Here is an 11776-nt window from a genome sequence, read left to right as displayed (position 1 = left end):
TCGTCCGGAATTGGTCGGGCGGCTAGTCGCCGCGCACGGCCTCGTCTTCTTCCTGTTTGCTTTTGCAGTTTATGCACAGCGTGGTCATGGGCCGCGCCTTGAGCCGGGCAATGGAGATATCGTCGCCACACTCCTGGCAGATGCCGAACTCGCCGTCGTCGATGCGGTTGATGGCCTGCTGGATTTTTTTGATCAGCTTGCGTTCGCGGTCGCGCAGACGCAGGGTGAAGGCCCGGTCGCTTTCGGCCGTGGCCCGATCGGCAGGGTCGGCGTAGATTTCACCCGACTCGTTCATGTCCTCGATGGTCGCCTCGCTTTTTCTGAGGATGTCATCGAGCATGCCGTTTAAAGTTTCCTTGAAGTACTTTAGATCGTTCGCTTCCATATGAACCTCCCCCTCTGTGAGTGAGCAGTCTGTTGAGGAGCTTAGGGTGCAACCCCTTTTCTACTGAATTAGAACGCGTTGGTATACCAAAAAGGCTCAAAAAGTAAAGTCTTTCCATTAGGCCAAAAATTACGGGGAGTTCATACTCCCCCGAATTTCAAAAAAAATCAAAATCCGCTTGACACCCAACGGGGCCACGGGTAAACAGTGGTTCGCTTTTGAGGGCGGGAATAACTCAGTGGTAGAGTGCAACCTTGCCAAGGTTGAAGTCGCGGGTTCAAATCCCGTTTCCCGCTCCAGCTAATTAAGCCGGTCTCCGCGAGAGACCGGCTTTTTTAGGGGAGCCCGCCGCCGAAGATACGCGGGAATAACTCAGTGGTAGAGTGCAACCTTGCCAAGGTTGAAGTCGCGGGTTCAAATCCCGTTTCCCGCTCCAAAAAGTCGGCGACATAGCCAAGTGGTAAGGCAGAGGTCTGCAAAACCTCCATTCTCCGGTTCAAATCCGGATGTCGCCTCCACTCGGCGGGAATAACTCAGTGGTAGAGTGCAACCTTGCCAAGGTTGAAGTCGCGGGTTCAAATCCCGTTTCCCGCTCCAGCTAATTAAGCCGGTCTCCGCGAGAGACCGGCTTTTTTAGGGGAGCCCGCCGCCGAAGATACGCGGGAATAACTCAGTGGTAGAGTGCAACCTTGCCAAGGTTGAAGTCGCGGGCTCAAATCCCGTTTCCCGCTCCAGCTAATTAAGCCGGTCTCCGCGAGAGACCGGCATTTTTAGGGGAGCCCGCCGCCGAAGATCCGCGGGAATAACTCAGTGGTAGAGTGCAACCTAGCCAAGGTTGAAGTCGCGGGTTCAAATCCCGTTTCCCGCTCCACGAAATTCCAGGCCGATCCATGAGGGTCGGCCTTTTTTTGTCCGAAGCCACGGTTTAACCTATTTGTTTTGTTGTATTATAAATAAATAGCGTTTTTGATGCGCTTTTTTTTATCCGCTCGGTATGGTCCGTGCAGATACCGGCTGGACGGCAACAATTTCCCGTAACCCGCCGCCTGGACGATCATGAGCAAAACGAGCATACACCACACGCAAATACATCTTTCCGGCGCGGTCCCCGGCGGACTGACCGGTTCGCCCCTGGCCTCGGCGGGCATGCAGGCCCGGAACTTCACGGCCATGGTCGATTCTCCGGCCCCGGCCATAGCTCCGGATTTCTATACCACCGACCCTCTGGTCTCGGATGTGGAGCATCTCTGCGATCCCGCGGAGCCGGTGTCGGATGCCCGGTTGCTCAATCTGGCCGTGAAATACTTTTTTGCCTACGTGCACGAGGACGCCCATCGCGACGCCGTTCCCTACGGCGAACTGGCCGGGCTTTACGAACAATTTTCACGCCACCAGTCCATGAACGAGCCGGGTGACGACATCGAGATCATGAACCGTCTGCGCATGTGGTCTCCGGTGCTTCGCGTCCTGGCCGACGCCCCGCGCGCGGCCCACATCATGCGCGCGGTCCTGGCTTGCGCCGACGCCATGTCCGGCTGCGGTCCGTTTATGGGCGTGGACCTCGGGGCCGGGACCGGCATCATGCTCTTGGCCTTGCAGATCCTGGCCCGGCGCGGCGGTTTTTCCGATATCCAGACCCTGGGATATCAGTGCGATCCACTGTCCGGCGAACGTACCTACGATCTGGTTCAATCCTTGGGGGCGGGGGCCGTCATGCTCGTCGATCCCACTCGTGAGCAAGCCTTCCACTTGGTCCGGGGGCGGACCGTCAACTTCGTGACCAACGAGGTCATGGCGGGCATTCAGCAATCCCTGGACGCGGACAACTGTTTCCACAAGTACCGGGCCTTCCTTCATGCCGTCGGCGACAACCTGGACCGGACCGTATTCTTCCCCGAGGGGCTCATAGCCCACAGTGTGGCCAGCCGCGCCTCGGTCATCCTGGCCCGCGAAAACGGCTTTCAGCCTCCGGTCGAATATTTGACCGAAAAGTTTATCCCCCAAGGCCTCATCCTCGAAGGCAAGGTCCTGCCCATGCACCGGCTCGGCGGCGACTTCTATCGCTATCTGACCTGATTCCCACGCGGAAAAGGGACTCCTTCGGTGGCCGATTGCCTTGTCCGTTTGCGGCTTTCTTGAAAGAGGTCCTTAAAGATATCCACGACGGTTTGCCGCTGTCTCGCGGAAAACGCGTCTCCGTACCGCTTTTCCCTGATCCCATATTGACACATATCACCATGGTCCGTTTCGGCGCGTCCCGTCTCGTGAAGGGGCGGTAAAGAATCGGAAGGGGGGGCGTCATCCCCCCCACAGAGCGATGACAGCGGCTCCGGCGGTCATGATCAGGGCGCCGATGAAGCGGAAGCGGATGCCGCGTTCCTTAAAGAACAGCCAGCCATACAGGACCGAGAAGATGCCAGCGGTGCGCTTGATGGTGATCATGTAGGCGGCGGAGGTCAGGGTCATGGCAGTGTTGTGGCAGACGGCCTCGGCGAAGACGATCAGCCCGGCCGCGATGCCGAGCAGGGGCCTGCGGATCAGGTTCTTGAGGGACGCCTTGCCCGTGGCCAGCAGAATGAGTGTCAGCAGGACGCCGTACAAGGTAAAGATGACCACGGCTGCGAACATGGGCGAAGAATTGAGGATGATCACCTTGCCGCCCACGGAGGTCAGGCCGAACAGGACGGCGACGAGAAGCATGATGGCCGAGCCGGGTTCCTTCCAGATGGCCTTGATCGGGCCGAGAAAGCCGTATCGGGCCGAGTCGAGGTTGATCACGTAACCGCCCACGACCACCAGAAGCATGCCCGCCACGCCTTGGGGCTTGAGAGTTTCGTCCAGGATGAGGCCGCCGGTGAGCAGGACGAAGACCGGGGTGAAGCTCAGAAACGGCAGGGTCAGGGACAGGGGCGACAGGTGGATGGCCCGGTAGTGCAGGGTGATGGCGATCATGAGTAAAGGCAGGACCCAGGCCAGGGACGGCAGGAAGCCGGGCCCCACGGACGGGATGTCGATGAACGCGAGGGTGGCGAGAAAAAGAGGGCATCCGTAAAAATAAGGGATGAGGCCCATTTCCCAGGACGACAGATCCGAGAAGAAGCGCTTTATGAATGCGGAATTGGTGGCCATGAAAAAGGCTGCGCCCACGGAGAGCGTGAGCCAGATCATTGCGTGGATTCCCCGGCCCGGGCGCTGATGCCGCCTTCATAGGACCAAGACGTGATGCGTCCCGCTTGGTCGAGGTGCGCGGTTAGGGTGAAGGGCTGCCGCCTGTCGTCGTAATACCAGGACAAGACCGGGTTGGTGGAGGTGAAGCGCAGGTCGTGGAAGACCAGGGTCCGGCCTTCCGGCGTGTCGGTCTCCTCCACGTAGGGCCATTTGGTGAACCAGGCATAGGTGGCGAACATGGACTGCTGTTTGCCGAGCGTGCGCAGGAAGGTCTTGTCCGCCCGCTTGACGCGCAGGGGGGCGACTGGTTCGCGGTCGCCGAACAGGTCCATGGTGTCGAGCAGGTAGTCCGGCCCGGCGGTGACGACCACTTTCCAGAAGCGGGGCGACAGGGCGTCCGGGGTGACGTGAACGTGTTCGTAGGCTGTGCCCGAGGCCTGGAGGCGGTGGGCGTAGACGGTCTGGAGCGCGGCCCCCATGCCCATGTTGGCGAGGGGATAAGCGAAGAACCAGGCCATGCCCGCCAGGGCGATGGCGTGACGGTGCGCGCGGAGCAACAGGGCCGCTGCGATAAACAAAAGGGCGGTCAGGGTGAAGACCGGGTCGATGATGAACGCGCCGTCCAGGGCGAAGCGGTGGTTGGAGAAGGGGGCGAGCAATTGGGTGCCGTAGGTGGTTATCAGGTCGAGCCAGACGTGGGTCAGGGTGAGCGCGTAGAACAGGGCGGCGATTTTGACGAACGGGGTACGTCGGAAGGCGAGTTTGTACAATCCGGCCAGGGCGAACGCCAGGACCAGGGTGCCGAAAAGGGAGGTGCTGACGCCCCGGTGATAGAGCAGGTTAAATTCCGGGCCGTCGCCGAAAAAAATGTCCGCGTCGGGAATCCAGGCCGCAAGCACGCAGGCGGGCACGAGAAATCGCGCTTCGGGAAACCACCGGCGCGCGGCCAGGCCGCCCATGAGGCCCGAGGAAAGGTGTGTGACCGGGTCCATGCCCGGGGTATACCTTGCGGTGAATATATTGTAAAAAACAAACTTGCGGTTTGAGGGAGCCAAGGGTAAGGATCTGAGACTTTATAGAATAAGGAGCTCGACGCGCTATGTTGAAACCGTCAGTCGGCGTCGCCCTGGAAGGGGTGCCCTACATCGTCATCGCCGCATTCACCACCCTGATCTTCGCCATTATCGGCTGCTGGCCCGTGGCCGTGCTCGGGCTGTTCGCCACTGCATTCATCGGTCATTTCTTCCGCGACCCCGAGCGGGTCGGCCCGGAGGATGCCGAAGCCGTGGCCGCTCCGGCGGACGGCAAGGTCATCAAGGTCGGTCGGGCCGTGGACCCCATGACGGGGGAAAACCGCCAGTACATCGCCATTTTCATGAATGTCTTCAACGTGCACGTGAACCGTATGCCGGTCAGCGGCAAGGTCGAGACCATCCGCTATATCCCCGGCAAATTCTTCAACGCTTCCTTTGACAAGGCCAGCGAGGACAACGAGCGCAACGTCGTGGTCATCACCGGCAAGAGCAATCAGCGGTTCACCATGGTCCAGATCGCGGGCCTCATCGCCCGGCGCATCGTTTGCTGGGCCGAACCGGGCGACAAGCTCAAGCGCGGCGAGCGATATGGTCTGATTAAGTTTGGATCAAGAGTTGACCTTTACATTCCGGATGGCTATGTACCAGTTGTCAGCGTCGGTCAAAAGACCATCGCCGGCGAAACGGCCCTGGCGGAAAAACGTTCCGCCTGATCCGGAGAAAAACCAAACTGATCGCCATGGTTGAAAAAAAATTGCCGCGCCATAAGAGTGTCTATCTCTTGCCGAACCTGCTGACTACGGCCAGCCTGTTTGTCGGCTTTCTGGGATTGACCTGGGCCATCCAGGGGGACATCGCCTCCTGTGCCCTGTGCATTCTGGCCAGTTGCGTTTTCGACGGACTGGACGGCAAAGTGGCGCGCATCACCAACACGCAAAGCGAATTCGGCGTCCAGCTCGACTCTCTGGCCGATCTGGTCGCCTTCGGCGTGGTCCCGGCGGTCATGGCCTATCTCTGGATTTTGAACGACTTCGGCCGCCTCGGTTTGATGGCCGCCTTCCTGTTTATGGCCTGCGGCGCCCTGCGGCTGGCGCGATTCAACGTCCAGGCCTCGACCTCCTCCAAGAAGCATTTCGTGGGCCTGCCCATTCCGGCGGCTGCCTGTACCTTGGCCACCCTGGTGCTCTTCACCGAATACGTTCCGCAGGAGTACATGCACTCCGTGGTCTCCGTAGGCACCCTGGTCCTCGTCTACGTGCTGTCGTTTTTCATGGTCAGCACCATCCGCTTCTACTCCTTCAAGGAAATCAGCGCCTTCAAGGCCCATCCCTTCAGCTGGATGGTTACCGCGATTCTGATTTTTTCCCTCATCGCGTCCCGCCCCAAGGTGCTCGGCTTCGTCTTCTTCCTGGGCTATCTCATTTCCGGCCCGCTCTACACCCTTTTCCTACTATCCCGTACCAACAAGCGACTACTACGGGACGGCTCCAAGAAAGAGCTGAACTAGCTCTCTCCCCATCCCATATTAGTACGTCGTACTGACCTTGATCGCCACGCTACCCCGTGCGGGTTTTGTGCTTGGCGGTTGCATACCCATTGTCAAACATTTAGAACAGGCCCCCGCGGGGGAAGATATCCCGGAGGATACCATGGCAGAAAGAGTGTACGTATTCGATACCACCTTGCGTGACGGCGAACAGTCGCCCGGCGCGACCATGAATTTGGACGAGAAAATCCGCATGGCCCGTCAGCTCGAAACTTTGGGCGTGGACATCATCGAAGCGGGTTTTCCCATTGCCAGCCAGGGCGATTTCGAAGCGGTCCAGGCCATTGCCGCCGCTGTGGAAAAACCGCAGATCGCCGGGCTGTGCCGGGCGGTGACCAAAGACATCGACCGTTGCTGGGAGGCCGTCAAGGACGCCCGGCACCCGCGCATTCACGTTTTTTTGGCCACCAGCGAAATTCATATGAAGCATAAGCTGGGCAAGACCGCCGACGAAGTCATCGAAATGATCGACAAGGCCGTCCGCCATGCCCGGCAGTACACGGACAACGTGGAGTTTTCGGCCGAGGACGCCTCGCGCTCGGACTGGGATTTCCTGGTCAAGGTGGCCGAGACCGCCATCGACGCAGGCGCCTGCGTGGTCAACATCCCGGATACCGTGGGCTACACCCAGCCTTTTGAATATTACGACCTGATCAAGTACCTCATGGGCAACGTGCGGAACATCGACAAGGCCATGATCTCGGTCCACTGCCACAACGACCTGGGTTCGGCCGTGGCCAACAGCCTCGCCGCCGTCAGGGCGGGAGCGCGCCAGGTGGAATGCACCGTGCTCGGCATCGGCGAGCGCGCGGGCAATGCGGCCCTGGAGGACTTGGTCATGGCGCTGAACACCCGCAAGGAACTCTATGGCGTGGAGACCAATATCGTTACCGAACAGATATTCCCGTCCTGCCGCCGCCTGTCCCAGATCATCGGCATGCCCATCCCGCCCAACAAGGCCATCGTCGGGGCCAATGCCTTTGCCCATGAATCCGGCGTGCATCAGGACGGCGTGCTCAAGAACCGCCTGACCTATGAGATCATGACTCCGGCCTCCATCGGCCTGACCACCAATGAGATCGTCATCGGTAAGCACTCCGGCTCCCACGCGGTGCGCAAAAAGGCCGAGGAATTGGGCTACAACCTGGATGAGGACCAGCTCAACGTGCTCTTCAAGGCGGTCAAGGATCTGGCCGACAAGAAGGAGCAGATCTTCGACGAAGACGTGGAAGCGCTCATCTTGGAGTCCGTGTATCGACGTAAGGACCGTTTTCGGTTGGTGGACATGTCCGTGTTTTCCGGTACGGGCGACGTGCCGCCACACGCGGCCACGGTCATGGAATTTGGGGCCGAAGGCGAGGCCGAAGTGCGCAAAACCAGCAAGTTCGGCGAAGGTTCCATTGACGCCGTGTTTCAGTCCATCTACTCATTGGTGGGCGTATCCCCGAAACTCGAAGTTTATTCGGTCAACGCCGTGACCGAAGGGTCCGACGCCCTGGCTGGCGTCGCCGTGCGCATCGAGTATGACGGCGTCAAGGCCGTGGGCCGCGCCAACGATGCCGATGTGGTCAAAGCCAGTGCTTTGGCCATGGTCAACGCATTGAACCGCTTGGAAAAAGCGAAAGAGGAGAAATAGACAGATGGGTCAGACCTTAGCTGAAAAAATTCTGCAGAATCATACGGACCAGGATATCTCCGGCCCTGGGCAGATTGTCCAGTGCAAGGTGGACATGGTCCTCGCCAACGACGTTACCGCGCCGCTGGCCGCCAAGGCCTTCAAGGCCATGGGTGCCAAAAAAGTGTTCGACAAGGACAAGATCGCCTTGGTTTGCGATCATTTTACCCCGAACAAGGACATTGATTCCGCCGAGCAGGTCAAGGTTGTCCGCGAGTTCGCCGAAGAAATGGGCGTGACCCATTACTACGAATGCGGCGAGGTCGGCGTGGAACACGCCCTGCTGCCCGAGAAGGGCATCGTCGGTCCCGGCGACGTGGTGGTGGGTGCGGATTCCCACACCTGTACCTACGGCGGCCTGGGCGCGTTCGCCACGGGCATGGGCTCCACCGACGTCGGCGCGGCCATGGCGCTGGGCGAGACCTGGTTCAAGGTCCCCCCGACCATCCGCGTGAATCTGACCGGCACCCCGGGCGAGTACGTCGGTCCCAAGGATTTTGTCCTTAACCAGATTGGCATTCTTGGCGTGTCCGGTGCGCTCTACAAGGCGTTGGAATACGGCGGCGCGGTCGTGGACGCCATGTCCATGGAAGGGCGCATGACCATTGCCAACATGGCCATCGAGGCGGGCGGCAAAGTCGGTCTGTTCCCGGTGGACCAAAAGGCTCTGGACTACTCGAAGAACGCCGGGTTCAAGGGCGGGGCGCTCATGGCCGCCGATGCGGATGCCGAGTATGAGCGCGTGCTCGACATCGACGTCACCGGCATGGCCCCTCAGGTGGCCTGTCCGCACCTGCCTGAAAACGTCAAGCCCGTGGACGAGACCGCCGGGCTCAAGATTCATCAGGCCGTCATCGGTTCCTGCACCAACGGCCGTATCGAGGACATGCGCCTGGCCGCGTCCGTGCTCAAGGGGCGCAAGGTTGACCCCAAGGTGCGCTGCATCATCCTGCCCGCCACCCCGTCCATTTGGAAGGCATGCATGCGGGAAGGGCTGATGGAAATATTCATGGACGCGGGCTGTATTGTGGGCCCGCCCACCTGCGGCCCCTGTCTGGGCGGCCATATGGGCATTTTGGCGGGTGGCGAGCGCGTCATCGCCACCACCAACCGCAACTTCAAGGGCCGCATGGGTTCCCTGGAGTCCGAGGTCTTCCTGTCCAACCCCGCCGTGGCCGCCGCTTCCGCCGTGGCCGGTGAGATCATCAACCCCGCCAAACTGTAGAAGGGTGCAATAATGAAAGTAACCGGAACCGTCCATAAAGTGGGCGACAATATCGATACGGACGCCATCATTCCGGCTCGTTTCCTGGTGACCACCGACGCCAAGGAGCTGGGTGCCAAGTGCATGGAAGGCCTGGAGGCCGGGTGGGTCAAGCGCGTTAAGCAGAACGACATTATGGTCGGCGGCGTGAACTTCGGCTGCGGTTCGTCTCGCGAGCATGCGCCGATCTCCATCCTGGGCGCGGGTATTCCCGTGGTCCTGGCCCACAGCTTTGCGCGCATTTTCTACCGCAACGGCTTCAACATGGGCCTGGTTCTGCTCGAAATCGGCGACGACATCGACAAGTTTAGCGATACCAATCAGATCGAAGTGGACACCTCCACTGGCGTGATCAAGAATCTGACCACCGGCGTGACCGTCCAGGCCGCCCCGGTCCCTCCGTTCATGCAGGAAATTCTGAACGCCGGAGGACTGGTCGAATACGGAAAGAGAAAATTGGCCTAGGCAGGCCGCTGGTGGCCGGGGAAGGGACAACCCATTTTCAATGGGTTCCCTTTCCTCGCTCTCCTCATTCCCATCCTTTCCCCAACTTTTTATCGTTGTTTGGGGAATGGGAGAAAGAGGGGGCGGCAATAGGAACTTTGCGACCGCATCGTTCTGATTGAGGCAATTCTGTCCGTCCCGGCCCTGCTGAAGGCGCGACAAAAAGTTTTGGAGATTCTCAAGAACCTTTTTTAAAATGTTCTTGAGCCGTCGGAGACGCCCCGCTGGCGAGGCGCCGCCGGAGGCATCCCTCACCAACAGGAGACAGCAATGAAGATTTGTGTAATGCCCGGCGACGGCATCGGCCCGGAGATCGTGGCCCAGGCCCTGCGGGTTCTGGACAAAGTGGGCGACAAGTTTGGCCGTACCTTCGAGACGAGCGAAGCGTTGATCGGCGGCTGCGCCATTGATGCCGAGGGTGTGCCGCTGCCTGCGGACACCGTGGCCAAGTGCAAGGATTCCGACGCCGTGCTGCTGGGCGCGGTGGGCGGTCCCCAGTGGGATACCATCGATCCTTCGATCCGCCCGGAAAAGGGACTGCTCGGCATCCGCAAGGAGCTTGGGTTGTTTGCCAACGTGCGTCCGGCCAAGCTGTTCAAGCAGTTGGCCGATGCCTGCTACCTGCGCCCGGACATCGTGGCCAGGGGGCTGGACGTTATGGTCGTGCGCGAACTGACCGGCGGCATCTATTTCGGAGAGCCGCGTTTTGACGGCGAAAAGGACGGCGAACGGTTCGGCTACAATACCATGGTCTATTTCGAGCACGAGATCCGGCGCATCGCCAAGGTGGCCTTTGAGGCCGCCCGCAAGCGTTCCAAACGGGTCTGCTCCGTGGACAAGGCCAACGTCCTCGACGTTTCCCGCGTGTGGCGCGAGATCGTCATCGACGAGCACAAGAACTATCCAGACATCGAGCTGTCCCATCTGTACGTGGACAACGCGGCCATGCAGTTGGTGCGCGACCCCTCCCAGTTCGACGTCCTGGTCACCGGCAACCTGTTCGGCGACATCCTGTCCGACGAGGCCGCGGCCATCACCGGTTCCATCGGCATGCTGCCGTCGGCCAGCCTCGGCGCGGGCAATCCCGGTCTGTTCGAGCCCATCCACGGCTCGGCCCCAGACATCGCGGGCAAGGATCTGGCCAACCCCCTGGCCACCATTCTGTCCGTGTCCATGATGCTGCGCCACGCCTTCGACATGACCGAGGAAGCGGACTGCGTGGAACAGGCCGTGGAAAAGACCTTGGAGCAGGGTTACCGCACCGGCGACATCAGGCAGGAGGGAGCCAAATCCGTGGGCTGCACCGCCATGGCCGAAGCCGTGCTGGCGAACATGTAGTTTGGTTCGAAAGAAAACGACAAAGGGCCGCGTCGTTGCGACGCGGCCCTTTTTTGAAGATCCTTCCTCTAACGAAAGCAACCATTGCAAGCCGCCTGATGGCGGACATCGTGTTTTCCCTTGCGCGGGCCCCGGTGTGCGGCCGGACTAGAGCGGGGGAGAGCTGAGTTTTCCCGCCTTCTCAGCCTGTCTGCCGGTTTCCAGGTCGATGAAGCCGAGCGCCATGCATACGCCGATGTAGTCCATTTTGAGAATTTCCATCTTTTTGAGCGCCCGTTTGTGCTGTTCCTGGGTGATCTTGCCCTGGTTGAGGAGATAGCGGCCGATCTTTTCGTTTTCATCCGTGTCGTCGGCTTCCAGATCGGCCACGGAAATGCTTCGGATTTCGAATCGATTGCTTTTGAGGGCGGTCAGGGCCTGTCCCTTGTCGGCCAACTCCCGTTCCAGCGTCCGTTTTCGGTCGCGCAGGGACTGGTGCCGGAGCTCCAGTTCATGCTGTCGGTTGAACAATTCGTTCATGGTCGCGTAGCGGTGTTTGGATATCATGCGGAAGATCACGAAGAATACGGCCAGAGCCAGGCCAAAAATCGTGCTGAAGGTCATCATGGCTGTTGCCGTTGTTCCAGGATGGAGAGTTTTTCGTCGAGTTCCTCGACCTGGGTCTTGAGGTCGGCGATCTGTTCATCCAGGACGGAATTTTTGGCTTCGAGGTGGACGGTCAGCCGCCGGACTTCGTTTCGTTTTCGGCGGATCATGTCCGAGCAGTTGTGATGGTGAACCACGACGATCCCCAGGAGGACGAACCCGAACATGGTCAGGAGAAGGTATAGGGTACTGACTTCCAGCATGCGGTTGCGTATCG

Annotated in this window: 12 protein-coding genes and 6 tRNA genes; 13 read left to right on the top strand and 5 right to left on the bottom strand. The window is 59.8% G+C overall.

Annotated elements, in window-relative coordinates; genetic code table 11:
* Positions 1-22: 22 nt before the first annotated feature.
* Entirely contained in the window at positions 23-385 is a 363-nt protein-coding gene (dksA, locus tag J0909_RS00620; protein ID WP_207259662.1) for an RNA polymerase-binding protein DksA, read from the bottom strand.
* A gap of 224 nt (positions 386-609) precedes the next feature.
* Between dksA and J0909_RS00615 the strand changes: the two genes are divergently transcribed.
* From J0909_RS00615 to J0909_RS00585, 7 genes are all read left to right on the top strand, one after another.
* Positions 610-684: transfer RNA gene (locus tag J0909_RS00615), tRNA-Gly, on the top strand.
* Between the two features lie 62 nt (positions 685-746).
* Positions 747-821, top strand: a tRNA-Gly gene (locus J0909_RS00610).
* A 7-nt stretch (positions 822-828) separates the two neighbouring features.
* A tRNA-Cys gene (locus tag J0909_RS00605) sits at positions 829-903 on the top strand.
* Positions 904-907: 4 nt separating this feature from the next.
* A tRNA-Gly gene (locus J0909_RS00600) sits at positions 908-982 on the top strand.
* A gap of 62 nt (positions 983-1044) precedes the next feature.
* Positions 1045-1119: transfer RNA gene (locus J0909_RS00595), tRNA-Gly, on the top strand.
* A 62-nt stretch (positions 1120-1181) separates the two neighbouring features.
* Positions 1182-1256, top strand: a tRNA-Gly gene (locus tag J0909_RS00590).
* 185 nt (positions 1257-1441) lie between these two features.
* Positions 1442-2461, top strand: a complete 1020-nt coding sequence (locus tag J0909_RS00585; protein ID WP_207259661.1) for a hypothetical protein — start codon at positions 1442-1444, stop codon at positions 2459-2461.
* A 222-nt stretch (positions 2462-2683) separates the two neighbouring features.
* On the opposite strand, the gene J0909_RS00580 is transcribed toward J0909_RS00585, so the two are convergent.
* The gene (locus J0909_RS00580) at positions 2684-3553 is read right to left on the bottom strand and encodes an EamA family transporter (protein WP_207259660.1); all 870 of its coding nucleotides are present in this window, start codon (positions 3551-3553) and stop codon (positions 2684-2686) included.
* Entirely contained in the window at positions 3550-4545 is a 996-nt protein-coding gene (locus J0909_RS00575) for a metal-dependent hydrolase (protein ID WP_207259659.1), read from the bottom strand. Before J0909_RS00575 ends, J0909_RS00580 begins: the two co-directional genes overlap by 4 nt.
* Positions 4546-4652: 107 nt before the next feature.
* Here J0909_RS00575 and J0909_RS00570 point away from each other — a divergent pair, with 107 nt between their 5' ends.
* The 6 genes from J0909_RS00570 (at position 4653) to leuB (ending at position 10914) form a co-directional block, all read left to right on the top strand.
* The gene (locus tag J0909_RS00570; protein ID WP_207259658.1) at positions 4653-5300 is read left to right on the top strand and encodes a phosphatidylserine decarboxylase family protein; all 648 of its coding nucleotides are present in this window, start codon (positions 4653-4655) and stop codon (positions 5298-5300) included.
* A gap of 26 nt (positions 5301-5326) precedes the next feature.
* Positions 5327-6094 carry a CDP-diacylglycerol--serine O-phosphatidyltransferase gene (pssA, locus tag J0909_RS00565; protein WP_207259657.1) on the top strand — a complete coding sequence of 256 codons (768 nt, stop codon included), beginning with the start codon at positions 5327-5329 and terminating at the stop codon, positions 6092-6094.
* Between the two features lie 142 nt (positions 6095-6236).
* On the top strand, positions 6237-7769 hold the full coding sequence (locus tag J0909_RS00560; protein WP_207259656.1) for a 2-isopropylmalate synthase: 1533 nt from the start codon (positions 6237-6239) through the stop codon (positions 7767-7769).
* A 4-nt stretch (positions 7770-7773) separates the two neighbouring features.
* Entirely contained in the window at positions 7774-9033 is a 1260-nt protein-coding gene (gene leuC, locus J0909_RS00555; protein ID WP_207259655.1) for a 3-isopropylmalate dehydratase large subunit, read from the top strand.
* 12 nt (positions 9034-9045) lie between these two features.
* Positions 9046-9537 carry a 3-isopropylmalate dehydratase small subunit gene (locus tag J0909_RS00550; protein WP_207259654.1) on the top strand — a complete coding sequence of 164 codons (492 nt, stop codon included), beginning with the start codon at positions 9046-9048 and terminating at the stop codon, positions 9535-9537.
* Positions 9538-9846: 309 nt separating this feature from the next.
* Entirely contained in the window at positions 9847-10914 is a 1068-nt protein-coding gene (gene leuB / locus J0909_RS00545; RefSeq protein ID WP_207259653.1) for a 3-isopropylmalate dehydrogenase, read from the top strand.
* A gap of 147 nt (positions 10915-11061) precedes the next feature.
* On the opposite strand, the gene J0909_RS00540 is transcribed toward leuB, so the two are convergent.
* Together J0909_RS00540 and J0909_RS00535 are read right to left on the bottom strand one after the other, a co-directional pair.
* The gene (locus J0909_RS00540) at positions 11062-11520 is read right to left on the bottom strand and encodes a hypothetical protein (RefSeq protein ID WP_207259652.1); all 459 of its coding nucleotides are present in this window, start codon (positions 11518-11520) and stop codon (positions 11062-11064) included.
* Positions 11517-11762 carry a hypothetical protein gene (locus tag J0909_RS00535; protein WP_207259651.1) on the bottom strand — a complete coding sequence of 82 codons (246 nt, stop codon included), beginning with the start codon at positions 11760-11762 and terminating at the stop codon, positions 11517-11519. Before J0909_RS00535 ends, J0909_RS00540 begins: the two co-directional genes overlap by 4 nt.
* Between the last annotated feature and the right edge of the window lie 14 nt (positions 11763-11776).

Source organism: Desulfovibrio sp. Huiquan2017 (genome assembly GCF_017351175.1).
GTDB lineage: Bacteria > Desulfobacterota > Desulfovibrionia > Desulfovibrionales > Desulfovibrionaceae > Pseudodesulfovibrio.
Note: the sequence above shows the minus strand (reverse complement) of the source record. Positions and strands in the feature narration are given on the sequence as shown.